The organism is Aeromonas sanarellii (assembly GCF_000820085.1).
Taxonomy (GTDB): domain Bacteria; phylum Pseudomonadota; class Gammaproteobacteria; order Enterobacterales; family Aeromonadaceae; genus Aeromonas; species Aeromonas sanarellii.
Map to the genome: position 1 here is coordinate 85,145 of NZ_CDBN01000098.1, position 24,930 is coordinate 110,074.

The following is a 24,930-nucleotide window of genomic DNA, read 5'->3' on the forward strand; positions in this document are numbered from 1 at the left end:
TCCTTAGGCGAGACCGAACACGCCAAACATCAGGGTGGAGACGGCGGCTATGGTCAGGCCGACGGCGGTTTCGTAGGGGATGAGCTTGAGCCGCTCGCCGACGCCCATGTGGACACTGCCCCCGGTGGCGTGGAAGAAGGAGCCGTGGGGCATGTGGTCGAACACGGTGGCCCCGGCGTGGATCATGGCGGCCCCCGCCAGGCTGCTGATGCCGAGCTCGATCAGGGTGGAGCTGAACACGTTGGAGGCGACGACGGTACCGGCGGTGGTCGAGGCGGTCGCCAGCGACATCAGGGCACCGGAGATGGGGGCCAGCAGGTAGGAAGGCAGACCGGAGGCGGTCAGGCCGCTGATCAGCACATCCTTGAGACCGGAGTTGGCGATGATGCCCGCCAGGGTACCGGTACCCAGCAGCATGATGGCCACCGGCGCCATGCGGGCCAGGCCCGAGACCGCAAACTGGTTCACCTTGCCGAACTTGCCCATCATCAGGGCGCCCACCAGACCGCCGAGGGGCAGCGCGATCAGCGGATCCACGACGATACCGGCCACAGGACGCAGGGCCAGCAGCAGTATGGCCACCAGGGGCGCGCTGATGGCGGCGGCAAAGCCGGGCAACTTGCTGCCATCGAAGCTCACCACCTCGTCGGCCGCGACCTTGCTGCCCCTGTTGTTCAGGCGCTTGGCGAGCCAGTAGGCCATCACCAGGCCGAACAGACCCGGGATGATGCCGGCTGCCATCACAGAGGTGAGGGGCAGGTGGAAGGCGTCAGACGCGGCGATGGCGTTGGGGTTGGGAGACATGACGTTGCCCGCCTTGCCGCCGCCTATCATGGCCAGCAGTATGGCCGCCTTGGAGAGATCGGCACGGCGGGCGATGGCGAGCGCTATGGGGGCGACCGTGATGACGGCCACGTCCACGAAGACACCGACCGCGGTCAGGATCAGGGTGGCCAGGGCCAGGGCCAGCAGGGCCCGGGTCTCGCCGAGCTTCTTGACTATGGTCTCGGCGATGGTGGTGGCGGCGCCCGATTCGATGAGCACGCCCGCCAGTACCCCCGCCGCCAGGATCCGCATCACCGCCGTGGTGATCCCCTGGGCGCCGCCGATCATCAGGGCGACGGTCTGGGTCAGATCGGCGCCGCCGATCAGGCCGCCGGCCAGGGCACCGACTATCATGCCGTAGGCGGGCGGCACCTTCTTCAGGATCAGGAAGATGGCGATGGAGAGCGCGGCGAGAGCGCCGAGCGCGGATACAGGGATCATGACGGGCACCTTTTGTTGTAATGAGTGGCCGCCATTATGGGGATCCCGGGCCAGAATGCTTTGGTCAGAAAGCCAAACTTTTCGCTGCCATCCCGATTGTTTTTGTTCAATCGAACAAATCAGCCGTCGAGATTCAGGCCGAGATAGAGCAGGAATTTGTCGTCTAACTTGTTGAAACTCAAGCCTGTTATCTGCTCTATCCGGGTCAGCCGGTAGCGCAGGGTGTTGGGATGGATGAACAGGGCTTCGGCACAGGGATGCAGATCACAATCCTGCAAGAAATACTGGCGCAGCGTCTTCTGCAGTACCCCCTTGGCGTCCTCCCTTGCCAGCCTGAGCAGGGGGGCGCGCAGCTGATCCGCCTGCCAGGAGTCCGCCAGGCTGCCGAGCAGCACCGGCAGCCGGTAATCCTCGAAGAAGTAGACCTGCTTGCGCGGCGCCTGGCGCATGCCCCGGCGCAAGGTGTCCCGCGCCGTCTGGTAGGAGAGCGCCAGCCCTTCGATCCCGGCGAAGTAATCACCCACCCCGATGCGCACCCGAAAGTGGGGGATACGGGTCAGCAACTGCCTGATGCGGCTACGCTCCTGCGCCGACTGCCAGACGCCTTCACTGAGCTGGGCCGGTTTGAGCACCACTATCTCGTCCAGGCCGTTGATGGCCACCAGGTTGTCCCGCTCCGGATTCTCCAGCAGATGCACCAGTTCCCGCAGACGGGCGGGCTCCGCCTCCTCCAGCGCCAGCACGGCCACCACCCTGGGCTGGGCCAGATCCAGCTCGAGGAAGCGGGCCGCCTGCTGCAACTGATCGGCCCGCCCCTCGCCGCGAATGAGCTGCAGCACCAGCTCCTCCTTGTGGCGCTTGTCCCACTGCAACTGCTCGGTGAGCGCCGCCTGCTCCAGGATAAGCTCGGCGGTCATACGCACCAGCTCGGCGTAAGCACGAACGATGTCCGGATCCCCCGAGATGCCGATGACCCCGAGCAGCTCCCCCTGATAGGCGATGGGCAGGTTGATACCGGGCCTCACCCCCTTGAGCTGGCGGGCGGTGGCGTCGCTGATCTCCACCACCCGGTTCTCGGTCAGGGCCAGTACGGCCCCCTCGTGGCGCTGGTGCAGCCGCTCCGGGTTGCCGGAGGCGATGATCAGGCCCCGCTCGTCCATCACGTTGACCGAGAACGATAGTATCTTCATCGCCCTGCTCACTATCTGCCGGGCCAGGGTCTCGTTTAGCTGCATAACATCTCCAACACGGGGACCGGGCTGGCTGTAAAGTGCCGGCGCCGGGGCAAAGATCCCACATCTTCAAGACAAGTGCGGGGGGGATCGCTAGAATAGGCCACTTTACGCCATCTGTGCCCCGCCCTGGATCAGGGATCCGGCGTCATGCCGCACCGTGGCAGGGTGGCTCCACCCATCCGGTATGGACTCCGCTATGGATTATGAATTTCGCCGCGACCCGTTCGGTGGCTATCGCGCCCGGTTCTCCATGGGCCACGAGGCCATAGGCCAGTGGCTGATCGACGAAGTGGGCAAGGACGAGGAGAAGCTCGACGAGCTGTTCGCCATCATCGACCAGCTCTCCGGCCGGACCCGCACCGAATATCGGCTGCTCGGCGGCGACTACTCCCTGCTGCTGACCCACGAGGAGGCCGAGGTGAAGGCCAATGTCCTCAATATCGAGCAGGACGCGGATCTCGACGATCTCTCCTACTACGATGATGAACAGCTGGCCATGTGCGGGCTGGAAGACTTTGCCCAGGTGCTTGTCTCCTGGCGCGCCTTTATCCGCAATGAGGATATGGGCTGATCTCTCATATTTCGGGCGAGCATGCCCATTGCAACCCAACAGGATTGACTATGTCTATTTACGATTTTGATGACGAACTGCCGGAAGACGAACAGGATCAACCGAAGAAAGCCGCCCAGCCCAAGAAGAAGGGCAAGCAGGTGCTGAATACCCAGGTCAACCTGAGCCCCCGAGACGCCAGCCGCCTGAACGGCATGCACGTGGAGGCCATCACCACCCTGGACGACGTCAGCCTGCCGAAGAACGTGATCTTCAAGGCCGGACTCATCGCCCTGGGCGAGCTGGAAGCGAGCAAGCGTGCCGACATCATCGCCCGGGTCATCGCCGAATCCGGCCGTTAATCTGGCTTGGGCCCCGTCAGCCTGGCCACCACCTCTCCCCAAAGCCGGAGCCTCAGCTCCGGCTTTTTATTGTCCAAGCCGGTCAGAACCCTCGGCAAGATAGTGCATCCAGGGCTCCGACCAGTCCATTGCGCCTTGTGCAAGAGGAAGCAGCTCGTTAAGGTGCGCCCCTTGGAACCAACAAGGAGACTCAATGCTGCCACTTCCCGATGCCCTGATCTGGGCCGCCCTTGCCCTGGCCGTACTGCTCTGCCTCGCCCGCCAACGCACACCCGGCCTTATCCTGCTGGGCATCGCCCTGCTCGGTGCCCTTGCCCTTGGCCGCATCACGCCTCCGGCCCTGCTAATCAGCCTCGCCGGACTGCTGCTGGCCTGGCAGACTCCCCGCCTGCCGCCACCCTGGCGCCCGATGGCCCTCGCCCTGGTGCTGCTCTGGGCCGTCGCCCTGACCCTGCATCTCGTCCCGGGGTTCAGCAATCTGAAGGTGCTGGACCAGGTGCGGGCCGGCCCCGCCAGCGTGCCGTTCAACATGTACCTCAATCTAGACAAGCCGCTGATCTTCTTCGGCCTGTTGCTGGCCTGGCCCGCGCTGCCGGGTCCGGGTGGTCCCCTGCGCTGGCGCCCGCTGGCCCTGCTGCTGTTGCCGCTGTCGGCCCTGCTGATCACCGCCTGGCAACTGGGGGCCCTGAGACCCGAGGTCGGTCTGCCTCACTGGTGGTGGCTGTTCGCCCTCAACAACCTGCTGTTCACCTGCGTGGCGGAGGAGGCGCTGTTCCGGGGCTTTCTCCAGCAGGCCATCACCCGGCGCACCCGGGTCTGGCTGGGCATTCTCATCGCCAGCCTGCTGTTCGGGGTGGCACACCTGGCCGGCGGCCCGCTGCTAGTGTTGTTCGCCACCCTGGCGGGGGCCTGCTACGGCCTGGCGTTCCAATGGAGTGGCCGCCTCGGCGTCGCCATCCTGCTGCACTTCCTGTTCAACTTCGCCCACCTGGCCCTGTTCACCTATCCGCTGGCCAGCCGCTAAGCCCGGGGGAACGGCCCCCTGCGGATAAAAAAATGCCCCGAACCTGCCGGTTCGGGGCATCCCATCTCACAGAGCGCCTAGTCGACGTAGAAGGTCTGCTGGAAGCTCAGCGTCTGCTGCTGCCCCTCCCCCATGATCGTCAGGGTGAACTGGTAGGTGTCCTCGTTGCGGTAGGGCAACACCGCCAGGTAGTAGATGGAATCCCCCTCCTTCACCTCCTGGAAGCTCAGGGTACGGATGGTGCCGGTGAGGTTCTTGGCCTCCCCGCTGATCCCCACTGCCTGCGCCACCCCCTGCTTGTTCTGCACCGCGATGTTGACGATGCCGTTGTAACGGCTGCGCTCCAGACCATAGGCCTTGGCCACCTCGGGGGTGAGGAAGCTGGAGTTGAAGGCGCTGTAGTGCACCTGCCAGGGGCCCAGTTCCTTCATCTGTTCGGCCCGCAGTGGCAACGTCATCAAGAGCGCCAGCAGGCAGCTCATCCAGACTGTTTTCATGATGTCATCCTTCTCGTGTTCCACTCTCCAGCAGGGCGGCGATCTCGGCGGGGATCTGCTTCGGCGCCTCGATGGCAACCGTCTTGTGGCGACCCAGCTCTCCCCGCACGATGCGAACCTGCCCCTTGGCCACCTTGCACTGCTTGGCCAGATACCTGATCAGGTGACTGTTGGCCTGGCCATCCACCGGCGGCGCCGTGATGGCCACTTTCAACTCGTCCCCGTGCAAACCGACGATCTGATCCCGGCTCGCCTTGGGCTGGATCATCAGATGCAATACCAGCTCGTCCCCTTCCAGCAGGACGGCGGGCATCAGATCATCCACCACAGCTGACCGAACAGATCCCCCAACAGATAGTTTATGGCCTGCAGCGCGATGAAGGCGACCAGCACGGAGAGATCCAGCCCTCCCAGGGCGGGCAGGATGCGGCGGATCGGTGCCAGGAAAGGCTCGGTCAGCTGGTGCATCACGTATTCGATGGGGTTGCGACCCTGGCTGACCCAGCTCAGGATGGCGCGGATCAGCAGGATCCAGAAGATCATGGAGCCCACCTTCTTCAGCACGGTGAGCAGTGCAAACAGGCTGAGGGTCAGCCAGTCTGTCAGCAGCACGTTCATGCTCTTGAGCAGCGCCAGCTTGGCGAAGGCGATGAGCAGCGCCAGCAGCACCGAGGCCATGTCCAGCCCGCCAAAGCCGGGAATGACGCGGCGCAGGGGCACCACCAGGGGATTGGTCAGCTTGACCACCATCTGGCTCATGGGGTTGTAGAAGTCGGCGCGGGCCCACTGCAGCCAGACCCGCAGCAGTACCACCATGAGGTAGAGATCAAAAACCGTGTTAATCAAAAAGTAAGCCGTGTTCATCCGGGCTCCTTGCTAAAAGAGGGTTCAAAAAAGGGTTTCCATCTCGCCGGCCCGGGTAACGGCCGCCTGCATGGCTCGTGCGGTCAGCGCCATCAGCCCCTGCTCCTGGAAGGTCTTGACGGCCTCGGCCGTGGTCCCCCCCTTGCTGGTCACCTGCTCCCGCAGGGTCTGCAGGGAGAGAGCCGGGTTCTGCTCCACCATGGCGGCGGCGCCCAGCGCCGTCTGCTGCACCAGCAGCCTGGCCTGTTCGGGGGAGAAGCCCATGGCCTCCGCCTCTTCGGCAATCGCCTGCATGAACAGGAAGAAGTAGGCCGGGGCACTGCCCGCCGCCGCGATGACGCCGTTGATGCCGGACTCCTGCTCCACCCAGAGGGTCTTGCCCACCGCCTGCATCATCTGCTCGGCGAAGTCGCGATCGGCCAGCTCGATGCCGGGCGGCGCGTAGAGCCCCGTCATCCCCAGCCCCAGCAGGGAGGGGGTGTTGGGCATGGTGCGGATGATGCGGCCATGGCCCCCCGCCATCTCCTGCAAACGCGCCACCCTGATGCCGGCGGCGATGGAGACGAGCAGCTTGCCCGCCAGCGACCCGAGTTCGGCCACCAGCGTCGTCAGCATGCCCGCCATCAGCTGGGGCTTGACCGCCAGCACGATCACCTCGGCCTCACGGGCCGCCTCGGCATTGTCCTGGGTGACGCGAATGCCAAACCGGCTGGCCAGTTCGTCCAGCTTGGGACGGCTGGGGTTGGCGGCGATGATACGATCGGCCGGGTAGCCGGCCTGGACGAGGCCGGCAATGATACTGCGGCTCATGTTGCCTGCGCCGATGAAGGCGAGAATTCTATGCTGCATCCTGGACTCCTGCTGATGAAATGGCTGCGAAGCCCGGCATGCCCGCCCCGATAAGGACGAGGGTTCTCTGCTGCATCAAACACTCCTGTTGCTGACAGCGCTGCGGATGCCCGTTCTGACCGCCCTGGGCCGGCAATGGCATCAAACGCTCCTGTTGCCTGAAAAAAGCGCAAGCCCCGCCTGACATCGCGGGGGCCTGCTCATGAATAGTCGCGGGCACCGAAGATGGCGGTACCGACCCGCACCATGGTGCTGCCATGGGCGATGGCGGGCTCGAGATCCTCGGTCATGCCCATCGAGAGGGTATCGACACTCGGGTATTGTTGCGCAAGCTCGGTGAACAGAGCCTGCATGCGTGCCATCTGGGCGGCCAGCACCGCCTCGTCACGGGTGTGCTCGGGGATCGCCATCAGGCCGCGCAGCACCAGGCGTTCACTCCGGGCCACCAGGGCGGCCAGGCGGAAAATCTCTTGCTCCGACGTACCGGATTTGCTGCTCTCTCCGCTAATATTGATTTGCAGACAGATATTTAGCGGCGCCAACCCGGCAGGACGCTGGTTGTTGAGACGCTCGATGAGCTTGTCGCGATCGACGCTTTGCACCCAGTCGAACCGCTCCGCCACCAGTTTGGACTTGTTCGATTGCAGCGGGCCGATAAAGTGCCACTCTATGTCTGTGCAGGCGGCCTGCTCACGCAGGGCATCTATCTTGAGGGCCGCCTCCTGGGCGTAGGATTCGCCGAAGCGCCGCTGACCGGCGGCATAGGCGGCCTGGATGTCCACCAGCGGCTTGGTCTTGCTGACCGCCAGCAACTGGATATGATCGGCGCCACGGCCGACGCGTCGGGCAGCCTCTACAATACGTTCCTTTACCTGAAGCAGGTGCTGGGCAATCTGGCTCATATTTCGTTCGTGATCTTGTGATGGGAGAATAACAAATCTATGGATATCACAGAGTTATTGGCATTCAGTGTAAAGCATAAGGCCTCGGATCTACACCTCTCCGCCGGGGTCCCTCCGATGATCAGGGTTGACGGGGAGGTTCGCAAGATCAATTTGCCCGCCCTGGATCACCGGGAAGTCCATGCCCTCATCTACGACATCATGAACGACCACCAGCGCAAGGAGCTGGAGGAGAACTTCGAGGTGGACTTCTCCTTCGAGGTGCCCGGCATGGCGCGCTTCCGGGTCAACGCCTTCCAGCAGGCGCGGGGCTCGGGCGCCGTGTTCCGTACCATTCCGAGCACAGTCCTGACCCTGGACGATCTGGCGGCACCCGAGATATTTCGCAAGATAGCGGAGTTTCCCCGCGGCCTGGTGCTGGTGACAGGGCCGACCGGTTCGGGCAAGTCCACCACCCTGGCGGCCATGGTTGACTACATCAACGACAACTTCCACCACCATATCCTCACCATCGAGGATCCCATCGAATTCGTGCACGAGAACAAGCGCTGCCTGGTCAACCAGCGGGAGGTGCACCGCGACACCAAGAGCTTCAGCAACGCCCTGCGCTCGGCCCTGCGGGAAGACCCGGACATCATACTGGTGGGGGAGATGCGCGACCTCGAGACCATCCGCCTCGCCATGACGGCAGCCGAGACCGGCCACCTGGTGTTTGGCACCCTGCACACCTCGTCGGCGGCCAAGACCATAGACCGTATCATCGACGTCTTCCCCGGCTCGGAGAAGGACATGGTGCGTTCCATGCTGTCCGAATCCCTGCGGGCGGTCATCTCCCAGACCCTGCTCAAGCGGATCGGGGGTGGCCGGGTGGCGGCCCACGAGATCATGATGGGCATTCCCGCCGTGCGCAACCTCATCCGGGAGGACAAGGTGGCCCAGCTCTATTCCGTCATCCAGACCGGGATGACCCACGGCATGCAGACCATGGACCAGAGCCTCAAGCAGCTGGTCAACCGGGGGATCGTCGCCGCCCTCGACGCCAAGGCCAAGGCGGTCGACCCCAACACCATTTAAGCTCGCACACCCAAGGAGATGCCATGGACATGGATGTTCTGCTCGCAGCACTGGTTGAACAAAAGGGCTCGGACCTCTTCATCACGGTCGATGCCCCCCCCACTCTCAAGGTGAATGGGCGCCTGGTGCCGCTCGGAGAAACCCCGCTGGACAGACAGACCGCGCTGGCCCTGGTCAAGAGCAGCCTGGATGCCGAGCATTTCGAACGCTACCAGCACACCCGGGAGGCCAACTACGCCATCCATCGCGAGGGGCTTGGGCGCTTTCGGGTCAGCGCCTTCTGGCAACAGGACCTGCCGGGCATGGTGCTGCGCCGCATCGAGACCCGCATTCCCACCTTCGACGAGCTGGTGCTGCCCCCGATATTGCAGGACGTCGCCATGGCCAAGCGCGGCCTGGTGCTGTTCGTCGGGGCCACGGGCGCCGGCAAATCCACCACCCAGGCGGCCATGCTCGGCTATCGCAACCAGCATGGCGACGGCCACATCCTGACGGTGGAAGACCCGGTGGAGTTCGTCCACCAGCACGGTCGCTGCCTGGTGACCCAGCGGGAGGTCGGCATCGACACCGGCTCCTTCGACGTGGCGCTCAGAAACTCCCTGCGCCAGGCACCGGACGTCATCCTGATCGGCGAGATCCGCAACCAGGAGACCATGGAGTTCGCCATCCAGTTTGCCGAGACGGGCCACCTCTGCCTCGCCACCCTGCACGCCAACAATGCCAACCAGGCGCTGGATCGCATCCTCCACCTGGTTCCCCAGGAGAAGCACCGCCAGTTCCTGTTCGATCTCTCCTTCAATCTGCGCGCCATCGTCGCACAACAACTGCTGCCGAGCATCGACGGGAGTCGCCGCTTCGCCGCCTTCGAGATCCTGCTCAACACCCCCCTCATCACCGACATCGTCCGCAAGGGGGAGATGCATCGGCTCAAGGAGGTGATGACCAAGTCCACCGAGCTCGGCATGCAGACCTTCGATCAGGCGCTGTTCACCCTGTTCTGCGCCGGCCAAATTGGCTACAGTGAGGCCCTTGCCCATGCCGACTCCGCCAACGACCTGCGACTGCTGATCAAGCTGTCGGGGCGCGAGCAGCTGGGTGCAGGTACTCTCGACAACGTCACCCTGGATGAATGAGGGGCGTGCGTCACCGCTATAAAGGATCGTTATGCTGATTGTGGTTTCCCCGGCCAAGACGCTGGATTACGAGTCGCCCCTGGTGACGTCCCGTTTCACCCAACCCGAGCTGCTGGACCACTCCGCCGAGCTGATCGGCCGGGCCCGCCAGCTGAGCCCGGATCAGATCGCCAGCCTGATGAAGATCAGCGACAAGCTGGCCGGCCTCAACGCCACCCGCTTTGCCCAGTGGCAACCCGACTTCAGCCCGGCCAACGCCCGCCAGGCCTTGCTGGCATTCAAGGGGGACGTCTACACGGGGCTGGCGGCGGACGACTTCGACGACGGGGATCTCGACTTCGCCCAGGAGCACCTGCGCATGCTCTCCGGCCTCTATGGGGTGCTGCGCCCGCTGGATCTGATGATGCCCTACCGGCTGGAGATGGGCATTCGCCTGGACAACGCGCGCGGCAAGGATCTCTACCAGTTCTGGGGCGACATCATCGCGGAACACCTGAACCAGGCGCTGGCCGCCCAGGGGGACGAGGTGCTGATCAACCTGGCTTCCGACGAATATTTCAAGTCGGTGCGCCCGAAGACCCTGCGGGGGCGCATCGTCACGCCGGTGTTCAAGGACGAGAAGAACGGCCAGTTCAAGATCATCAGCTTCTACGCCAAGAAGGCGCGCGGCATGATGGCCCGCCACATCATCAAGCACCGCCTCACCAGGGTGGAACAGTTGACCGGCTTCAACGCCGAAGGCTACTACTTCGTACCGGAAGAGTCCGATGCCAACACCCTGATGTTCAAGCGCGCTGAAAATTAATTACACCCAGCAGGGAACCAAGTCAGGGATCCTCGGGTCTGACTCTGTGAATCCTCTGTTGTAAGCACTTTTTGTTGGCCGACGTTCATGCGTCGGCTTTTTTCTTTTCCACCCCTCGGCAGGCGCCGGACAGCAGAACGGCCATCCGGGGATGGCCGTTCTGGCGGGCAGGCTTACTTCTTTTTCTTCTTGGCCGACTTCTTGGCATCCTTCGGCTTTTTCTTCTTCACCGGTACCCGCGCCTCCTTGTGCCTGGGGCGCAGCTCGTCGATCACCCGGCGCTTGAGGCGCTCCTCGGTGTAACGCTCGATCTTGGCCACCATGGCCATGTCGTGGGCCTCCACCAGGCTGATGGCACAGCCACGGTTGCCGGCACGGCCGGTGCGGCCGATGCGGTGCACGTAGACATCGGCGCCGTAGGGCATGTCGTAGTTGATGACATGGCTGACGTTCGGCAGGTCGATACCGCGGGCGGCCACGTCGGTGGCAATCAGGAAGGGCACCTCCCCTTCGTGGAACTTGCGGATCGACTCGATGCGCTTGGCCTGCTCCATCTCGCCGCGGATCCAGGCACAGGGCACGCCTGCCGCCTGCAACTGGCCGGAAAGCTCCGCCAATCGCTCACGGGTCTTGACGAAAATAATCGCCTTCTGGGTCTCCGGGTTTTTCAGGATATGCACCAGCAGAACCAGCTTGTGGGCGGCATCGTCCGCCAGGTGGATCCACTGGGTGATGGGGCGGCGCTCGCTGCGGGGCGGCTCGGCGTGCAGCTCAACCGGGTCTTTGAGGATCTCGCTTGCAAACTTCTCGAGGCCGGCGCCTTCCAGGGTGGCGGAAAAGAGCATGGTGTGCTTGCGGTAGCGCGCCTCTTCCACGATGCGGTTCACGTCCTTGATGAAGCCCATGTCCAGCATGCGGTCCGCTTCATCCAGCACCAGCACCTCGATGTCGTGGCTCTCGAACTCCTCTTTCTCGATGTACTCGAGCAGACGGCCCGGGGTGGCGACCACGATGTCGGTAGTCTTGGTCAGGGCGGGCAGTTGCTCCTCGTGGCTCACGCCGCCGATGATGGTCTCGATGCTCAGATGGGTGTGCACCGCCAGCGCCTTGGCATGGGCGCTGACCTGTAGGGCCAGCTCGCGGGTCGGAGTCAGGATCAGCATGCGGCACGGCCCCGGCTTGCGGCGCGGGAAATCCAGCAGGTGCTGCATGGCCGGCAACAGGAAGGCGGCTGTCTTGCCGGTGCCTGTCGGGGCGGATGCCAGAATATCGCGGCCGTCCAGGGCTGGCTCCAGCACCATCTGCTGAATGGTGGTGGGGCGGGTGAATCCCATCTCGGCCAAGGCCCGGCTGAGGGCTGGATTCAGGTCGAAATCATCAAAGGACTGGCTCATGGCAATACTCGGTCATTAAGGAAACGGCAGATTATAGGCGATTATGCCGCCGGCTCCTATGGTGACTGTGGCTTAGCCGCTATAATCGCCGACCATTTTCAACGGGCAGGTACAGGACGGGAGCCGGATGGGACGAAGCAGCGGTTTTACCTTCAAGCAATTTCACGTCGACCACGACCGTTGCGCCATGAAGGTGGGCACGGACGGTATCCTGCTGGGGGCCTGGGTACCGATCACCGGCGCCCGCCGGGTGCTGGACATCGGCACCGGCAGCGGTCTCATCGCCCTCATGCTGGCCCAGCGCAGCACGAACGACTGCCGGATCGACGGGGTGGAGCTGGATAAGGATGCAGCCGATCAGGCCAGGGAGAATGTCGCCGCCTCCCCCTGGCACAGCCGGGTCACCGTCATAGAGAGCGCCATTCAGGATTATCACGGCGAACCCTATGATCTGATCGTCTCCAACCCTCCCTACTTCGTGGCAGGCCAGCCATTTCGCGATCCGGCCAGGGCCCTGGCCCGTCACACGGGAGCGCTCGATCCCCACGGATTGCTGGCCGCAAGCAACCGTCTGCTGAACCGGCATGGACAGCTGGCTCTGGTGCTGCCGACGGCGATGGCGGATGAAATTTTATGCATTTCGTCGAGTTATGATCTGCATGCGAGTTGTTATCTGGCTGTTATCACCAGGGAGGGGAAAGAGGCAAATCGTGTTTTATTGCTACTTGGCAGAGGATTAAACAAGTGCAACAGGGGTGAAATTGTCATCCATTCTGCTACCGGCGGCTATTCCGACAGATATATCCAACTCACCAGCCCCTTCTATTTGAAGATGTAAATTTTGTCTTGAACTATTTTTTCACATCATTATGCTGACTGCTAAATGAGCGCCCGCTCCAGACCAGTTCAAACCACTGGTCGCGATGAAAAAATCAGCGGGGCTCTTTTTTTTACCCCTGAACAACGCCGGTCACCGACCAATAAAAAACTATAACAAGCAATAGTTTACAAGACAGACGAGGTTGAACTTGACGAAATCACTCACATTGTCCGACGTACTCGGATTGGGCTTCATGACCTTCGCCTTCTATCTGGGCGCAGGCAACATCATCTTCCCGCCCCTGGCCGGCTTCATGGCGGGCGAGCACCTCTCCCTGGCCATGCTGGGCTTCCTGGTCACCGCCGTGGGTCTGCCCCTGATCACCATCATCGCCGTCGCCAAGGCGGGCAACGGCTGGGCCGGCATGACCAAGCTGCTGCCGGCTGGCGTGGCCACCGCCCTGGCCGTCGCCATCTACATCATCATCGGCCCGGCCTTCGCCGCTCCCCGTACCGGCCTGGTAGCCTACGAGATGGGCCTCAAGCCCTTTATCGGTGATATGGGCCAGGCCGGGCTGATCGCCTACACTGTCGTCTTCTTTGGCATCTCCATCCTGGTCTCCATGAATCAGGGCAAGCTGATGGACGCCATCGGCAAGTACCTGACCCCGGTGCTGATGCTGCTGCTGCTGACCCTGGCCGTCGGTGTTTTCATCGCGCCCCAGGGCACCATGCCTGCCGCTTCCGGTGACTACCAGAACACCCCCTTCGTGAAAGGGATCCTGGAGGGCTACAACACCATGGACACCCTGGCGTCCCTGATGTTTGGCGCCCTGATCGTCGATCTGCTGCGCCAGAAGGGCATCAACGACTACCAGAGCCAGTTCAAGTACCTGGCCATCGCGGGCATCATCTCCGCCATCGGCCTGTCCGTGGTCTATGTCTCCCTGTTCCAGCTCGGCAACACCGCGGCCGGCGTCGCTACCGACGTCAGCAACGGCGGCGCCATCGTCAACGCCTATGTGCTGAGCCTGTTCGGCCAGCCGGGTCAGTTCATCCTGGCGGCCATCATCACCCTGGCCTGCTTCACCACCGCAGTGGGTCTGATCTCCGCCTGCTCCGACTTCTTCCACAACCTCACCGGCATGAGCTACAAGAAGCTGGTGGTGCTGCTGGGCGTCATCTGCGCCGTGGTAGCCAACGTGGGTCTGAGCCAGCTCATCAGCCTCTCCATCCCTGTGCTGGTCGCCATCTACCCGGTGGCCGTGGCGCTGGTGCTGGTCACCTTCCTAAAGGGTTACTTCGGTCGCCCCCGCCTAGTGTTCCGCTCCGTGCTGCTGGTCGCCTTCCTGTTCGGCTGCCTGGACGGCCTGGGCGCCGCCGGCATGAAGATGGATGCGTTCGCCTTCCTGCCGCTGTTTGACAAGGGCCTGGCCTGGTTGCTGCCGACCCTGCTGGCCTGTGGCCTGGGTGTCATGGTGCGTGGTGCCGACAAGCTGGCTGCCGAAGCCGCCTGACCGTCACCCCGGCGCCATCGCTAGATAAAAAAGAGGCCAGCATCTGCTGGCCTCTTTCATTGGTGTTGGTGGGTGCGAAATGGTCACTCGCTCAGAGCACGGGAGCAGGCTTGGGCTTGCCTGCCAGGCCGTACCAGTGATGTTCGAGCCGACCTGCGTGCCAGCGCAGGGTGCCCCAGGGCTGTTCGGCCTGCCAGCGCGGGAAACTGATCTGCACGCTGTTGTCCTCGTACTTGTAGAGGGAGGTGCGGATCTCGATATCCGACAGGATGAGCAGCACAACCCCTCCGATGACACTCCATTTCAGCATCTTCCACATGGCGATTACTCGAAGCAGATCTCTATGGTGGCGCGGCCATATTCAGAATCGAACGGCATCATGATCTTGGCGCCGTCGGCCCTGTGGGTAATGGTGTGATTGGGGCCGGAGACGATGATGGGGGTCGCCATGTCGAACTCATAGCCCTTCTCTCCCAGCATGCGCTTGGCGCCACCGGTCACCATGTTGGTGATCTCGCCCACCATGTCGGTCACCTCCTCGTTGAGGGTGGCCGGCGCCTCCCCCAGCATGCGGCGCATGATCTCAAGGGCCAGCCCTTTCTCGAAGCTGATGGAGAGGGAGCCCCGGGTCTGCGGACCCACCATGCCGATGAGGCCGGAGACGTCTCCCCGTGCCAGCTCGTCCGTCTTGCGCTTGGGAGCGCCAGGTTTGAGCTCCAGCTGCGCCATGGTGGAGAGCACGTTGAGCAGGGAGAGCAGGAACGGGTTTACAAAATCAGCCTTCATCTTGACTTCCTAGGATGGCAGAGCAATTAGCGCATTGGCCATGAGCTTCTATGGTCTTGTTGGTAATAGTAAAACCATGCTGGCGAGCCTGCTCGGAAAAGGCGCCGTCGATGGCCGGATCGTGCAGCTCCACCACCTCCTTGCAGCGGTCGCAGATCAACAATTGCATCGGATGGGCATGGTCGAAATGGCAGCAGAAGATGAAGGCGTTGAGCGACTCCACCTTGTGGGCAAACCCCTGCTCGAGCAGGAAGTCGAGCGCCCGGTAGACGGTGGGGGGCTTGGCATGGGCCTCGGTCCGCTGCAACTGGGCCAGCAGATCGTAGGCGCTGATGGCATTGCCATGAGCGGCAAGCAGCCGGAACACCTGGCGCCGGGTGGGGGTGAAGCGGATCCCGCGCTGCTCGCAGAGGCGCTCCGCTCGTTGTAGAAGTTGGTCTTGATTCATGATCACGCAGATACCCTGTCAATTAGCCGGATACTATCACAGGGCCTTCCCGGCGCGGCGACAAAATTCATTTTCGGAGCCTGTCTCACGTTGTGGTAGAATCCGCCCCCTTGTTTGGCCAACCCGGATGATTTTTATGCAGGCGCAGCGCTTTTCCATCGCCCCCATGCTGGACTGGACCGATCGGCATTGCCGATACTTCCACCGTCTGATGACCCGCCAGACCCTGCTCTATACCGAGATGGTGACCACGGGCGCCATCATCCATGGCAAGGGGGACTATCTGGGCTACAGCGAGCAGGAACACCCCCTCGCCCTGCAGCTGGGAGGCAGCAACCCGGCGGATCTGGCCCGCTGTGCCAAACTGGCCGAGGAGCGCGGCTATGACGAGATCAACCTCAACGTGGGCTGCCCGTCGGATCGTGTCCAGAACGGCCGCTTCGGTGCCTGCCTGATGGGCGAGCCCGCCCTGGTGGCCGACTGTGTCAAGGCGATGCGCGACGTGGTCAAGATCCCGGTAACCGTGAAGACCCGCATCGGCATCGACGAGCAGGACTCCTACGAGTTTTTGCAGACCTTCATCGAGCAGGTGCGCGACGCCGGCTGCGACACCTTCATCGTCCACGCCCGCAAGGCCTGGCTGAGCGGCCTGAGCCCGAAAGAGAACCGCGAGATCCCGCCGCTGGACTACCCCCGCGTCTACCGGGTCAAGCAGGATTATCCGGATCTGACCATCGCCATCAACGGCGGGGTCACCAGCCTGGAGCAGTCCCTCGAACACCTGCAACACCTCGACGGTGTCATGATGGGGCGCGAGGCCTACCAGAACCCCTACCTCCTGGCCGAGGTCGACAACCGGATCTTCGGCCTGGCGGGCGAGGTGCCGAGCCGCCACGAGGTGGTGCGGATGATGCTGCCCTACATCGAACAGGAACTGGCCAAGGGCAACTACCTCTCCCACATGACCCGCCACATGCTGGGTCTGTTCCAGAACATGCAGGGCGCCCGCGCCTGGCGTCGTCACCTGAGCGAGAATGCCTGCAAGCCGGGCGCCGGCATCCAGGTGGTGCTGGACGCCATGGCCAAGGTGCCGGAATTCGCCAGCGCCGAGTCGGTGGAGTAACCATGTATCGCTTCACCGGCTCCTGGCTGCACAAGGCCTTGGTGCGCCTCTGCGCCGGCCTGCTCGCCATCCTGGGCATCAAGCTCAGCGCCTTCTATTTCATCGGGCTGCTGATCGTGCTGGGCCTGCACCGGGATCAGCTGCTGGGCTGACACCCCAGACAGGAAAGCCGGCGCTGCGATGCGCCGGCTTTTTTTGTTTCCTTGACGGGAATGGGGGGGCCGATTCACTCCTCCGGCGCCACGAACTGCAGCTCGGGGGGGGACGAGGTCAGCACGTCGGCGCAGTAATCCCAGGTCGAGATGCGGTAATGCTGCAAGTCCTCGTCCAGATGCAGACCATCGGACTCCTGATGGAACCAGCTGGCGAAGCGGGACGGGATGATCAGCTGGATCTGCTCCTCGATGACGTGGCTGTCGCGCCCTTCCGCCAGATCGCAGTCTTCCATCACCCGCACCGCGAAGATGTGGCGGAAATTGACCCGGCAGAGGGGCTGCGGCGGCAGGTCTATGCTGCGGGCACGGCCCAGCATGATGGTCAGGGTGTCGCTCCAGATGTCCTGATGCAGCTCGGCCACCACCAGGCCGGGGGGGAGTTGACGAGAGGGGGCCCAGGGTACGGCCACCTGCCGAATGGCATTCTTCTGTTCCATATCCACCTCACTACAGCGCATGCCATATCCTGAGTGTATCTGAAACAAATTCTAACGAAGATGGCAAGAAAAAACCCGGCATGAGCCGGGTTTCATTTGATTACTTTACGCGATTACTTGACGGCGTCTTTCAGCGCCTTGCCTGCCACAAAGGACGGCACATTGGCGGCTGCAATCTGGATCTCTTTGCCAGTCTGCGGGTTGCGACCGGTGCGGCCCGCGCGATGGTTGACCTTGAAGGTACCAAAACCCACCAACTGAACGGCATCGCCCTCTTTCAGGCTCTGGGTAATACCATTGATGATCTCTTCCAGAGCGACTTTGGCCTGAGCTTTGCTCAGGTCTGCTTTGGCGGCAATTGCATCGACAAGTTGAGCTTTGTTCATAACATTTCCTTTATGATCGGGCATTTAGCACCGGGCCACTCTATTCAAAAAAAAACACTCAGGCAAAGGCTTTATCAGCCGGATTGGCTTGAATGCTGGGGTTTTCATCAAGATCTGCGGAAATAGTCACATATCTCGCCCCTTTGTCACCCAGATGGGCGACACGGCGCGCGAAACCGGCGGAGACTTGTATGCAGCCCCCAGCCTGATGTAACAATATCCCTACACTCCTATTGACGGTCAACAGGATTTTCCCTAGTTATAGGAGTGTCGTCAGTCGATGAGAATGACCGGAGGTGTGCGACCAGAGTGCCGCATGCCATGCCCATGGAGGGACTATGTTAACTGAACTGGAAAACACCAAGCGCGCACTGGCAGGAAAGCACAGAGCGATAGACGACTGGCTCGATGCCAGACAGGCGTTGCTGGTCGAGTACATGCGACTGGCCGGGCTCATGCCCACCAAGTCCAAGCAGCGATCCCTTCCCGGTCACATCGAGCTGCAACGCTTCTGCGAACAGCTGGTCGACTACGTCAGCGCCGGCCACTTCGAGATCTACAACCACGTGGTCACCGCCTTCGAGCAGGCCAGCGGCGACAAGCTGGAGCTGGCCAAACGCATCTACCCCCACATCCGGGCCTGTACCGAGTTCGCGCTGGAGTTCAACGACAAGTACAGCAATGCCGACGAGGCACAGCTGTTGCAACTCGACGAGGATCTGAACCAGCTGGGCCCCGTGCTGGAAGACAGGTTCAAGCAGGAAGACCGCCTGGTCAAGGCGCTGCAGGTGGTGGAATCCCTCAGCCATCAGCGGGTCTGATATCCAATACCGGAGCCAGTTCAACATCCTGATGCGCCAGCTACATTACACTCTGGAACATGAACGATGAGCACTGTGCTCGCACGCAGACCGGAGACGACCATGGCCGAGCGCCGCCACTTCACACGCATTTTCTATTTGACCGCCGCCAGGCTCACCCAGGGTGAACACCAGTGGCGCACCCAGCTGGTCGATGTCTCCCTGCAGGGAGCCCTGCTGCTCAGGCCCGAGGACTGGGTCGCCAGCGACGACAAGGAGTTCGAGATCTGCTTCGTGCTGGGGGGCAGCGACATCGAGATCAAGATGCAGGTCGAGCTGACCCACGAGGCCAGCAAGAAGCTGGGCTTCTATTGCCACCACATCGACATCGACAGCGCCACCCACCTCAAGCGGATGATCGAGCTGAACATCGGGGAAGAGCAGCTGCTCCATCGCGAGCTCGAGCAGTTGCTGCAAGAACACAGGGAGCACGTCCCGCCGACGACGCCCTGAGAGGCGCGGATACACAGAGGAGCGCCGAGGCGCTCCTTTTCATTGTCTGTCGACCGCCATCGGCTACAGGGCCTCGAGGGCATCGGAGAGTTTCTTCACCGGCACCACCTCCATCCCCTCAATGGGGTGTTTGGGGGCATTGGCGTGGGGCACGATGGCGCGGCGGAAACCGTGCTTGGCCGCCTCCTGCAGCCGCTCCTGGCCGGAGGGCACGGGCCTTATCTCGCCGGAGAGCCCCACCTCGCCGAACACCACCAGATCCTTGGGCAGGGCCTGATCCCTGAAGCTGGAGACCATGGCCAGCAGCAGCGCCAGATCCGCGCTGGTCTCCTCCACCTTGACGCCACCGACCACGTTGATGAAGACGTCCTGATCCGCCATCTGCAGCCCCCCGTGACGGTGCAGCACCGCCAGCAACATGGCGAGGCGGTTGTGATCCATACCCACCGCCACCCGGCGCGGGTTGGAGAGCTGGGAGTAGTCCACCAGCGCCTGCAGTTCCACCAAGAGCGGGCGGGTGCCCTCCCAGATCACCATGACGATGGAGCCGGGGGCCTGCTCCTCCCCCCGGCTGAGGAAGATGGCGGAGGGGTTGCTCACCTCCTTCATCCCCTGCCCCGTCATGGCGAACACGCCGAGCTCGTTGACCGCCCCGAAGCGGTTCTTGTGGGAGCGCAGGGTACGGAACCGGGAGTCATGACCCCCGTCCAGCAGCACGGAGCAGTCGATGCAGTGCTCCAGCACCTTGGGGCCGGCCAGGGTGCCATCCTTGGTGACGTGGCCCACCATGAAGATGGCCACGTGGTTCTGCTTGGCGTAGCGGGTGAGCAGGGCCGCGGACTCGCGCACCTGGGAGACGGAGCCCGGCGCGGACTGCACGTCCGCCACGTGCATCACCTGGATGGAGTCGATGACCATGATCTGCGGCTGCTCCTGCTGGGCGATGAGGCAGATCTGCTCGACGCTGGTCTCGGACAGCATGCGCAGCCGATCGGTGGGCAGGCCCAGCCGGCCGGCCCGCATCGCCACCTGCTGCAGGGACTCCTCCCCGGTCACGTAGAGGGTCTTCATCCGCTGCGCCAGGCCACACATGGTCTGCAGCAGCAGGGTCGACTTGCCCGCCCCCGGATTGCCGCCGATGAGGATGGCCGAGCCGGGCACCACGCCGCCGCCGAGCACCCGGTCCAGCTCCTTGAAGCCGGAGCTGAAACGGGGGATCTCGGTGGTGGCGATCTCCGCCAGGGTCTGCACCTGGCTGCCGACGGCACCGGCATAACCTGTGTAGCGGGCGCTCTTGCCGGGCGTCGCGACCCCCAACCTCACCTCGGTGATGGTGTTCCACTCCTTGCACTCGCTGCACTGACCTTGCCAGCGGGTGAAGTCGGCTCCACATTCGGAACAAACATAGGCGGTTTTGTTTTTGGCCATGGATAACTCGGGGACAGGATGAATTCCTGCTTGATATACTGGTTTGCGACCGACAGATCAAACCCAGAATCGGAAAAGTGACTTTCCGCGGCAGGAATACATGGATTCAGAACAGCCCCTACACCTGATAGAACAGCTTGTCCCCCTGCTTCGGGAAAAGGACTTCGACGACATCTTCAACCGCTTGACCCAGAACGAGAATACCAACGGCCGTTTCCTGCTGAAGATGGAGCTCAAGCGCAAGTGCACCCCCTGCCGACGCGTGATCGACATGCGCAACGAGCTCGGCGCCCTCTGCCAGGTATACGAGTTCGAGGGGGTCACCCACTTCATGCCCGCCGAGGCCATCGAGCTGTTTCAATCCCAGTGCTACCTCTACCGGGACGCCTATACCCTGGGGGTCTACGAGGCACTGCAAGCCTGGTACAGGCTCAATCAGGGGCGCAGCGAGCACCTCTCCCTGCCGCTCAATCCGTTTCAGCCCTTCGAGGTCAACGCCATCCCCTTCGCCAGCCACTACGGCAGGCAGGAGGAGCGGATGCACTTCAGCTCGCCCATGGTGCTGCACCTGGCGAGCGGGGAGAAACTGCAGGTCAAGAGCTCGGATATCTCCCTCGGCGGGATCCGGGTCTCGGTGCCCTACCTGCCCGAGTATCAGACCGGCGAGCAGATCGAGGTCTTCTTCACCGGCCTGGAGCGCGAACACCCTCACCCCGTGCTGCGCCAGTCGATCGGCTACCAGATCCTGGGGGAGGAGCAGAAAGAGGGGAAGTACTGGCTCCGCCTGGTGAAGAGCGGCGAGCACCCCGCCTTCGACAGCTTCCTGCGCGACTTCATCGAACACAACCGCAACCGCTACCGGGTCAGCGTCGACTACCTGCTGTCGGCCGCCATCATCAAGGGGTATGAACAGTTCTACCTGCCGCGCATGACGGGCATGCCGCTCTTCTTCGGCAAGGGCAGTGCCCCGGCCCTCGAGATCGCCCTGCGGACCGAAAACAACCAGCACATCCTGGAGTACTGGCGCGACGCCAAGAACCGCGACATGCTCGCCACCCTCTTCACGGCGGCGCGGATGCCCTCCCTGCTGCCGGACAGGGGGGGGCTGCGAGAGACCCTGATCTACAGCTTCACCCACTCGGTACGCAGCCACCTCTACTTCTTCTCCGCCACCCGGGAAGAGCTGGAGCAGAGCGGGCTGACCACCCTGTTCTTCCAGGTAGGCGCCCGCCGCCCCAGCTGGCGCGTCTACAAGTTCAGCCTGGAGGCCTGCACCCTGGCCGAGGCCGATCTCGACAACCAGCCGGGAGGGACGCACCAGCTGCAGGACAGGCTGCTGCGCGAGCGGCTAGACCAGCTGGGTTACGTGGGCATGCTGCAGGAGATAGGGCTCGACAATCAGCGCGAGGAATTCCGGTTCGACAGCCGCCAGGCGCACAACGCCAACGACTTGCAACGCTTCGGCCACGACATTCATGCGGTCCCCTTCGAAATAGAGACGCTGCACTATGTGCAACTGCGCAAGGAGGCCCGCTACGTCCACAAGACGGCCATCGTGGTCCGCCACCAGGATCGCGCCTGGCTCGGCTGGACCCGCGACATCTCGGCCCACGGCATGCAGATCGAGCTGGAGGAGCCGTTTGCCGGCGAGAAGGGGGAGATACTCCAGGTCGCCCTGCCCCGCCTGCAGGATCTCGCCAGGAACATGGATCTGCAGCGTCTCCCCTACCGGCTGGTCAGCCTCAACCAGAGTCGAACCGTGTTGCACCTGTGCATCGAGGGGGTGGCGGAGCGCCACATCGGCCACCAGTTCTTCAGCCTGCTGATAGAGAGCAACCAGAACAAGCTCAAGACCACCCGGGAGCACAAGCGCTACCGTGGCATGGCCAGGGCGCTGCGCAACCTCTATACCCACCACCTGTTCAACACCCCTGTCTACGTGAACAAGCTCAACGGGCCGCCCCGCCCCGCCGCCCTGGGGCTGGCCCCCAGGCCGCGCAGTCTCGCGGGCCTGTTGCAGGCTTGCGCCGAGCGGGAGGGGCAGGCGAACCTCTACCCCCTGCTGCAGGGCTCCCTGCTCAAGATCCTGCTGCTCGCCCCCCTGCGCACCATCCTTCGGGAAGACAAGCCGGAGGAGGAGGAGGTCTATATCGCCGGCCTGCACACCAAGGGGGGCGCGCCCCTGTTTCGCAGCCAGCTTGCCAGCAGCTTTGCATCGGTGGAGCAGAAACGCCGTTTCATCGAGTCGGCCCGGCAGCAGGGTGAGTTCTATTCGGTGCTGGTCGGCATCTCCCGCACCGGCCGGCCGGACACCAGCTTCATCGCCAACGAGCTGGACTACATCGCCAAGTTCGCCATTCACAAGGCCAAGAAGCTGGAAGAGGAGCTGTGGAGCGTGGTGGGGGTGGGCGAGCTGACCGATACCACCCAGGCCACCCTGTTCCGGCTCGGCATCGCCGCGCACTGACCCTGGCGGGGCGAGCGCCATTCACGACAAGGGCGGCCCCGGGGCCGCCCTTGTCCGTCTCAGGCCGCCTGCGGGTTGAGCAGCCAGGCCAGGATCTCGGGGAAGTGATCCTCCTGGGCCTGGGGCGCCGTCAGCATGTTGATGTGGTCGTAGTCGAGCCGGTTGCCGTTATCCCGCCCGAGGCGGGTATGACGGGTGGCCGAGCCCATCTCGTCGCTGAAACGGCGCACATCGGTCGGGTGACCCAGCACCTTGTCGGCCTTGGCCGAGATCATCCAGAGCGGCGGCCAGTTGACCCTGGCTGCCGCCTCCCCGTAGGCAAAGCCATCGAACGGATCCTGCCAGGGGCCGCACTTCACCCAGGGGATGGTCTCCTGCAGGTAGCGCAGCGGCTCATCGTCCGCCCCTATCCGCAACCGGCGCGCGGCCAGAAAACCGCGATGGCGCGCCAACCAGGGGGCCAGCCGGTTCCAGATCAGATCCACCTTCAACCAGCGCTCGGGATTCTGCACCGAGACCCCCCGCTTGGTGCCGAAAAACACCAGGCTGGCTATCTGGTCGGCCAGCGCGGGGAAGCGCACCAGGGTCGAGGCCATGATGACGCCCCCCCAGGAGTGCGCCATCCAGTGCACCCTGGCGCCGGCATGGCGAGCGGCGACCCAGCGTTGCAGGGCAGGCAGATCCTCGGTGATCAGCTCATGCTGGCCGTGACCGGCCCGTTCGGCGATGGCCGGGGTGCTGAGCCCCCGCCCCCGCAGATCCGCCACATACACCTGATAGCCGTGCCGTGCCAGGAAACAGGCCAGCCCCTTGCCGGATTCGGTGTAGAAGATGCGGCCGTTCTCGATGGCGCCGTGCACCATCAGGATGGGATCCGCATGCACCGCAACACCGGGCTGGATGTGGCGTACGTGCAGTCGATGCTCGCCGCAGGGGACGAACAGGGATTGTTGCAACAGTTCCATCTTGCTTTCAGCTCCTCCTTGAGCCTGCTCAGCCCCAGCGCCGGTCGCGACAGGCCAGCGCGCCGAGCAGGCAGAGCACCCCTTCCAGATCGTGGTGGTTGAGGGTGGCCGCCGCCTGGGCACGCACCAGTGGCTTGGCGTGGATGGCGATGCCCAGACCGGCCACCCCCATCATCCTGAGATCGTTGGCCCCATCGCCGACAGCCACCGTCTGACTGGCGGCGATGCCGTGCTCCGCCGCGAGCCGCTGCAGCACCTCGGCCTTGACGGCGGCATCCACTATGGGGCCGCTCACCTTGCCGGTCAGCAGACCCCCCTCCACCGCCAGCTCGTTGGCGAAGACGGCGTCCAGTCCAAGCTCCCGCTGCAATTGACCGGCGAACCGGGTAAAACCGCCCGAGGCGATCGCCACCTTCCAGCCCGCCTGTTTGAGGGTATCGACCATGAGTGGCAAGCCGGGCATCCAGGGCATGTTAGCCGCCACCTCGTCGAGGATGGTGACCGGTGCCCTTTCCAGCAGGGCCACCCTGGCCCTCAGGCTGTCGGCAAACTCCAGCTTGCCCTGCATGGCCGCCGCCGTGACGGCCGCCACCTGTTCGCCCACGCCCGCCAGCCGCGCTATCTCGTCGATGCACTCGATCCGGATCGCGGTGGAGTCCATGTCCATCACCAGCAAACCGGGTTCCCCCAGGGTGGGCAGGGTCGGCAGGTGGCACAGATCGATGTCCCACTCCTGGGCTTTCAATTCCTGCACCAGTTCAGGGGAGAAGCGGCTCGCCCCGAGCAGCAGCAGGGGGATGCCGGCCTGCTCCCCCACGGGATAGAGACTGGCCTCCACCTCGTGGCTGGCCAGCAGCCTGGCCAGCCGCCCCAGATGGCCGGCGTCCAGCGCCCTGCCAAACAGGACGAGCCAGGCGCCATCGTGGGCACGGGACGCAGGCAGCAGGGCTTCGGGAGTGAGCTGCCAGCAGGGCGCGCTGCACAGGGCACTGGACCAGTCGTGCAGGGAGCGGGGGAGTTGGGACAACAACATAAGAGAGACGCCTTCCTTGGAAATCATGGGGTTCATCA

The 24,930-nt window shown here is 63.3% G+C and carries 29 protein-coding genes; 13 read left to right on the forward strand and 16 right to left on the reverse strand.

Annotated elements, in window-relative coordinates:
• Positions 1-3: 3 nt before the first annotated feature.
• Both BN1132_RS18660 and BN1132_RS18665 read right to left on the reverse strand, forming a co-directional pair.
• Positions 4-1,266, reverse strand: a complete 1,263-nt coding sequence (locus BN1132_RS18660) for a GntP family permease (protein WP_042079317.1) — start codon at positions 1,264-1,266, stop codon at positions 4-6.
• 119 nt (positions 1,267-1,385) lie between these two features.
• Positions 1,386-2,501 (reverse strand): sugar diacid recognition domain-containing protein, encoded by a 1,116-nt coding sequence (locus BN1132_RS18665; protein WP_042079318.1) that lies wholly within the window; start codon positions 2,499-2,501, stop codon positions 1,386-1,388.
• Positions 2,502-2,697: 196 nt separating this feature from the next.
• Here BN1132_RS18665 and BN1132_RS18670 point away from each other — a divergent pair, with 196 nt between their 5' ends.
• From BN1132_RS18670 to BN1132_RS18680, 3 genes are all read left to right on the forward strand, one after another.
• Positions 2,698-3,072 (forward strand): YacL family protein, encoded by a 375-nt coding sequence (locus tag BN1132_RS18670; protein WP_042079319.1) that lies wholly within the window; start codon positions 2,698-2,700, stop codon positions 3,070-3,072.
• Between the two features lie 50 nt (positions 3,073-3,122).
• On the forward strand, positions 3,123-3,413 hold the full coding sequence (locus BN1132_RS18675) for a hypothetical protein (RefSeq protein ID WP_042079320.1): 291 nt from the start codon (positions 3,123-3,125) through the stop codon (positions 3,411-3,413).
• A gap of 193 nt (positions 3,414-3,606) precedes the next feature.
• Positions 3,607-4,437 carry a CPBP family intramembrane glutamic endopeptidase gene (locus BN1132_RS18680; RefSeq protein WP_042079321.1) on the forward strand — a complete coding sequence of 277 codons (831 nt, stop codon included), beginning with the start codon at positions 3,607-3,609 and terminating at the stop codon, positions 4,435-4,437.
• Positions 4,438-4,514: 77 nt separating this feature from the next.
• Here BN1132_RS18680 and BN1132_RS18685 read toward each other — a convergent pair whose 3' ends face one another.
• The 5 genes from BN1132_RS18685 to BN1132_RS18705 all read right to left on the reverse strand — a co-directional run bounded on the left by BN1132_RS18685 (position 4,515) and on the right by BN1132_RS18705 (position 7,549).
• Positions 4,515-4,934, reverse strand: coding sequence for a DUF4426 domain-containing protein (locus tag BN1132_RS18685; RefSeq protein ID WP_042079322.1), 420 nt, complete (start codon positions 4,932-4,934; stop codon positions 4,515-4,517).
• 4 nt (positions 4,935-4,938) lie between these two features.
• Complete coding sequence (gene yggU / locus BN1132_RS18690; protein WP_042079323.1) at positions 4,939-5,247, reverse strand: DUF167 family protein YggU; 309 nt, start codon at positions 5,245-5,247, stop codon at positions 4,939-4,941.
• Positions 5,247-5,798: a YggT family protein gene (locus BN1132_RS18695; protein WP_042079324.1), complete on the reverse strand. Its 552-nt coding sequence runs from the start codon at positions 5,796-5,798 to the stop codon at positions 5,247-5,249. The genes yggU and BN1132_RS18695 overlap by 1 nt, the downstream gene beginning before the upstream one ends.
• Positions 5,799-5,822: 24 nt before the next feature.
• Positions 5,823-6,647, reverse strand: coding sequence for a pyrroline-5-carboxylate reductase (gene proC / locus BN1132_RS18700; protein ID WP_042079325.1), 825 nt, complete (start codon positions 6,645-6,647; stop codon positions 5,823-5,825).
• A gap of 200 nt (positions 6,648-6,847) precedes the next feature.
• Positions 6,848-7,549 (reverse strand): YggS family pyridoxal phosphate-dependent enzyme, encoded by a 702-nt coding sequence (locus BN1132_RS18705; RefSeq protein WP_042079326.1) that lies wholly within the window; start codon positions 7,547-7,549, stop codon positions 6,848-6,850.
• Between the two features lie 39 nt (positions 7,550-7,588).
• Here BN1132_RS18705 and tapT point away from each other — a divergent pair, with 39 nt between their 5' ends.
• Genes tapT through yaaA form a run of 3 tightly spaced genes read left to right on the forward strand, consistent with a single transcriptional unit; the run spans position 7,589 to position 10,561 of the window.
• Positions 7,589-8,623: a type IVa pilus ATPase TapT gene (gene tapT / locus BN1132_RS18710; RefSeq protein ID WP_042079327.1), complete on the forward strand. Its 1,035-nt coding sequence runs from the start codon at positions 7,589-7,591 to the stop codon at positions 8,621-8,623.
• 23 nt (positions 8,624-8,646) lie between these two features.
• Positions 8,647-9,756, forward strand: coding sequence for a PilT/PilU family type 4a pilus ATPase (locus BN1132_RS18715; RefSeq protein WP_042079328.1), 1,110 nt, complete (start codon positions 8,647-8,649; stop codon positions 9,754-9,756).
• 31 nt (positions 9,757-9,787) lie between these two features.
• A complete protein-coding gene (yaaA, locus tag BN1132_RS18720; RefSeq protein WP_042079329.1) occupies positions 9,788-10,561 on the forward strand; it encodes a peroxide stress protein YaaA in 774 nt (257 codons plus the stop codon).
• Between the two features lie 173 nt (positions 10,562-10,734).
• Here yaaA and srmB read toward each other — a convergent pair whose 3' ends face one another.
• Positions 10,735-11,955 carry an ATP-dependent RNA helicase SrmB gene (gene srmB / locus BN1132_RS18725; protein ID WP_042079330.1) on the reverse strand — a complete coding sequence of 407 codons (1,221 nt, stop codon included), beginning with the start codon at positions 11,953-11,955 and terminating at the stop codon, positions 10,735-10,737.
• 127 nt (positions 11,956-12,082) lie between these two features.
• Between srmB and BN1132_RS18730 the strand changes: the two genes are divergently transcribed.
• Together BN1132_RS18730 and brnQ are read left to right on the forward strand one after the other, a co-directional pair.
• Positions 12,083-12,793, forward strand: a complete 711-nt coding sequence (locus BN1132_RS18730) for a tRNA1(Val) (adenine(37)-N6)-methyltransferase (RefSeq protein WP_042079331.1) — start codon at positions 12,083-12,085, stop codon at positions 12,791-12,793.
• Positions 12,794-13,028: 235 nt separating this feature from the next.
• Positions 13,029-14,291, forward strand: coding sequence for a branched-chain amino acid transport system II carrier protein (gene brnQ / locus BN1132_RS18735; RefSeq protein WP_042079405.1), 1,263 nt, complete (start codon positions 13,029-13,031; stop codon positions 14,289-14,291).
• 91 nt (positions 14,292-14,382) lie between these two features.
• Here brnQ and BN1132_RS18740 read toward each other — a convergent pair whose 3' ends face one another.
• From BN1132_RS18740 to zur, 3 genes are read right to left on the reverse strand one after another with little or no spacing between them, the layout of a single operon-like run.
• Entirely contained in the window at positions 14,383-14,610 is a 228-nt protein-coding gene (locus BN1132_RS18740) for a hypothetical protein (RefSeq protein WP_042079332.1), read from the reverse strand.
• A 5-nt stretch (positions 14,611-14,615) separates the two neighbouring features.
• Positions 14,616-15,077 (reverse strand): chemotaxis protein CheX, encoded by a 462-nt coding sequence (locus BN1132_RS18745; RefSeq protein WP_042079333.1) that lies wholly within the window; start codon positions 15,075-15,077, stop codon positions 14,616-14,618.
• Entirely contained in the window at positions 15,067-15,525 is a 459-nt protein-coding gene (gene zur, locus BN1132_RS18750) for a zinc uptake transcriptional repressor Zur (protein WP_042079406.1), read from the reverse strand. Before zur ends, BN1132_RS18745 begins: the two co-directional genes overlap by 11 nt.
• Positions 15,526-15,661: 136 nt before the next feature.
• Between zur and dusA the strand changes: the two genes are divergently transcribed.
• Together dusA and BN1132_RS19820 are read left to right on the forward strand one after the other, a co-directional pair.
• Positions 15,662-16,648 (forward strand): tRNA dihydrouridine(20/20a) synthase DusA, encoded by a 987-nt coding sequence (dusA, locus tag BN1132_RS18755; protein WP_042079334.1) that lies wholly within the window; start codon positions 15,662-15,664, stop codon positions 16,646-16,648.
• A 2-nt stretch (positions 16,649-16,650) separates the two neighbouring features.
• On the forward strand, positions 16,651-16,800 hold the full coding sequence (locus tag BN1132_RS19820; protein ID WP_084203124.1) for a hypothetical protein: 150 nt from the start codon (positions 16,651-16,653) through the stop codon (positions 16,798-16,800).
• Positions 16,801-16,874: 74 nt separating this feature from the next.
• On the opposite strand, the gene BN1132_RS18760 is transcribed toward BN1132_RS19820, so the two are convergent.
• Positions 16,875-17,300, reverse strand: coding sequence for a hypothetical protein (locus tag BN1132_RS18760; protein WP_042079335.1), 426 nt, complete (start codon positions 17,298-17,300; stop codon positions 16,875-16,877).
• A gap of 113 nt (positions 17,301-17,413) precedes the next feature.
• A complete protein-coding gene (gene hupA / locus BN1132_RS18765; protein WP_005305063.1) occupies positions 17,414-17,686 on the reverse strand; it encodes a nucleoid-associated protein HU-alpha in 273 nt (90 codons plus the stop codon).
• A 338-nt stretch (positions 17,687-18,024) separates the two neighbouring features.
• Here hupA and BN1132_RS18770 point away from each other — a divergent pair, with 338 nt between their 5' ends.
• Together BN1132_RS18770 and BN1132_RS18775 are read left to right on the forward strand one after the other, a co-directional pair.
• Positions 18,025-18,507: an Rsd/AlgQ family anti-sigma factor gene (locus tag BN1132_RS18770; protein WP_042079336.1), complete on the forward strand. Its 483-nt coding sequence runs from the start codon at positions 18,025-18,027 to the stop codon at positions 18,505-18,507.
• 102 nt (positions 18,508-18,609) lie between these two features.
• Positions 18,610-18,999 carry a PilZ domain-containing protein gene (locus BN1132_RS18775; protein WP_042079337.1) on the forward strand — a complete coding sequence of 130 codons (390 nt, stop codon included), beginning with the start codon at positions 18,610-18,612 and terminating at the stop codon, positions 18,997-18,999.
• A 63-nt stretch (positions 19,000-19,062) separates the two neighbouring features.
• On the opposite strand, the gene radA is transcribed toward BN1132_RS18775, so the two are convergent.
• Complete coding sequence (gene radA / locus BN1132_RS18780) at positions 19,063-20,427, reverse strand: DNA repair protein RadA (protein ID WP_042079338.1); 1,365 nt, start codon at positions 20,425-20,427, stop codon at positions 19,063-19,065.
• A gap of 100 nt (positions 20,428-20,527) precedes the next feature.
• On the opposite strand from radA, the gene BN1132_RS18785 reads away from it, so the two are divergent.
• The gene (locus tag BN1132_RS18785; RefSeq protein ID WP_042079339.1) at positions 20,528-22,894 is read left to right on the forward strand and encodes a PilZ domain-containing protein; all 2,367 of its coding nucleotides are present in this window, start codon (positions 20,528-20,530) and stop codon (positions 22,892-22,894) included.
• Positions 22,895-22,953: 59 nt separating this feature from the next.
• Here the strand turns inward: BN1132_RS18785 and BN1132_RS18790 are convergent, their stop codons facing one another.
• Together BN1132_RS18790 and serB are read right to left on the reverse strand one after the other, a co-directional pair.
• Positions 22,954-23,859 carry an alpha/beta fold hydrolase gene (locus BN1132_RS18790; RefSeq protein WP_042079340.1) on the reverse strand — a complete coding sequence of 302 codons (906 nt, stop codon included), beginning with the start codon at positions 23,857-23,859 and terminating at the stop codon, positions 22,954-22,956.
• A gap of 28 nt (positions 23,860-23,887) precedes the next feature.
• Positions 23,888-24,892, reverse strand: coding sequence for a phosphoserine phosphatase SerB (serB, locus tag BN1132_RS18795; protein ID WP_042079341.1), 1,005 nt, complete (start codon positions 24,890-24,892; stop codon positions 23,888-23,890).
• Positions 24,893-24,930: the final 38 nt, after the last annotated feature.

Excerpts from the sequence above, each read along its gene's own strand:
- BN1132_RS18660 (WP_042079317.1), bottom strand. The coding sequence starts at position 1,266 with ATGATCCCTGTATCCGCGCTCGGCGCTCTCGCCGCGCTCTCCATCGCC.
- BN1132_RS18665 (WP_042079318.1), bottom strand. The coding sequence starts at position 2,501 with ATGCAGCTAAACGAGACCCTGGCCCGGCAGATAGTGAGCAGGGCGATG.
- BN1132_RS18670 (WP_042079319.1), top strand. The coding sequence starts at position 2,698 with ATGGATTATGAATTTCGCCGCGACCCGTTCGGTGGCTATCGCGCCCGG.
- BN1132_RS18675 (WP_042079320.1), top strand. The coding sequence starts at position 3,123 with ATGTCTATTTACGATTTTGATGACGAACTGCCGGAAGACGAACAGGAT.
- BN1132_RS18680 (WP_042079321.1), top strand. The coding sequence starts at position 3,607 with ATGCTGCCACTTCCCGATGCCCTGATCTGGGCCGCCCTTGCCCTGGCC.
- BN1132_RS18685 (WP_042079322.1), bottom strand. The coding sequence starts at position 4,934 with ATGAAAACAGTCTGGATGAGCTGCCTGCTGGCGCTCTTGATGACGTTG.
- yggU (WP_042079323.1), bottom strand. The coding sequence starts at position 5,247 with ATGCCCGCCGTCCTGCTGGAAGGGGACGAGCTGGTATTGCATCTGATG.
- BN1132_RS18695 (WP_042079324.1), bottom strand. The coding sequence starts at position 5,798 with ATGAACACGGCTTACTTTTTGATTAACACGGTTTTTGATCTCTACCTC.
- proC (WP_042079325.1), bottom strand. The coding sequence starts at position 6,647 with ATGCAGCATAGAATTCTCGCCTTCATCGGCGCAGGCAACATGAGCCGC.
- BN1132_RS18705 (WP_042079326.1), bottom strand. The coding sequence starts at position 7,549 with ATGAGCCAGATTGCCCAGCACCTGCTTCAGGTAAAGGAACGTATTGTA.
- tapT (WP_042079327.1), top strand. The coding sequence starts at position 7,589 with ATGGATATCACAGAGTTATTGGCATTCAGTGTAAAGCATAAGGCCTCG.
- BN1132_RS18715 (WP_042079328.1), top strand. The coding sequence starts at position 8,647 with ATGGACATGGATGTTCTGCTCGCAGCACTGGTTGAACAAAAGGGCTCG.
- yaaA (WP_042079329.1), top strand. The coding sequence starts at position 9,788 with ATGCTGATTGTGGTTTCCCCGGCCAAGACGCTGGATTACGAGTCGCCC.
- srmB (WP_042079330.1), bottom strand. The coding sequence starts at position 11,955 with ATGAGCCAGTCCTTTGATGATTTCGACCTGAATCCAGCCCTCAGCCGG.
- BN1132_RS18730 (WP_042079331.1), top strand. The coding sequence starts at position 12,083 with ATGGGACGAAGCAGCGGTTTTACCTTCAAGCAATTTCACGTCGACCAC.
- brnQ (WP_042079405.1), top strand. The coding sequence starts at position 13,029 with ATGACCTTCGCCTTCTATCTGGGCGCAGGCAACATCATCTTCCCGCCC.
- BN1132_RS18740 (WP_042079332.1), bottom strand. The coding sequence starts at position 14,610 with ATGTGGAAGATGCTGAAATGGAGTGTCATCGGAGGGGTTGTGCTGCTC.
- BN1132_RS18745 (WP_042079333.1), bottom strand. The coding sequence starts at position 15,077 with ATGAAGGCTGATTTTGTAAACCCGTTCCTGCTCTCCCTGCTCAACGTG.
- zur (WP_042079406.1), bottom strand. The coding sequence starts at position 15,525 with ATGAATCAAGACCAACTTCTACAACGAGCGGAGCGCCTCTGCGAGCAG.
- dusA (WP_042079334.1), top strand. The coding sequence starts at position 15,662 with ATGCAGGCGCAGCGCTTTTCCATCGCCCCCATGCTGGACTGGACCGAT.
- BN1132_RS19820 (WP_084203124.1), top strand. The coding sequence starts at position 16,651 with ATGTATCGCTTCACCGGCTCCTGGCTGCACAAGGCCTTGGTGCGCCTC.
- BN1132_RS18760 (WP_042079335.1), bottom strand. The coding sequence starts at position 17,300 with ATGGAACAGAAGAATGCCATTCGGCAGGTGGCCGTACCCTGGGCCCCC.
- hupA (WP_005305063.1), bottom strand. The coding sequence starts at position 17,686 with ATGAACAAAGCTCAACTTGTCGATGCAATTGCCGCCAAAGCAGACCTG.
- BN1132_RS18770 (WP_042079336.1), top strand. The coding sequence starts at position 18,025 with ATGTTAACTGAACTGGAAAACACCAAGCGCGCACTGGCAGGAAAGCAC.
- BN1132_RS18775 (WP_042079337.1), top strand. The coding sequence starts at position 18,610 with ATGGCCGAGCGCCGCCACTTCACACGCATTTTCTATTTGACCGCCGCC.
- radA (WP_042079338.1), bottom strand. The coding sequence starts at position 20,427 with ATGGCCAAAAACAAAACCGCCTATGTTTGTTCCGAATGTGGAGCCGAC.
- BN1132_RS18785 (WP_042079339.1), top strand. The coding sequence starts at position 20,528 with ATGGATTCAGAACAGCCCCTACACCTGATAGAACAGCTTGTCCCCCTG.
- BN1132_RS18790 (WP_042079340.1), bottom strand. The coding sequence starts at position 23,859 with ATGGAACTGTTGCAACAATCCCTGTTCGTCCCCTGCGGCGAGCATCGA.
- serB (WP_042079341.1), bottom strand. The coding sequence starts at position 24,892 with ATGTTGTTGTCCCAACTCCCCCGCTCCCTGCACGACTGGTCCAGTGCC.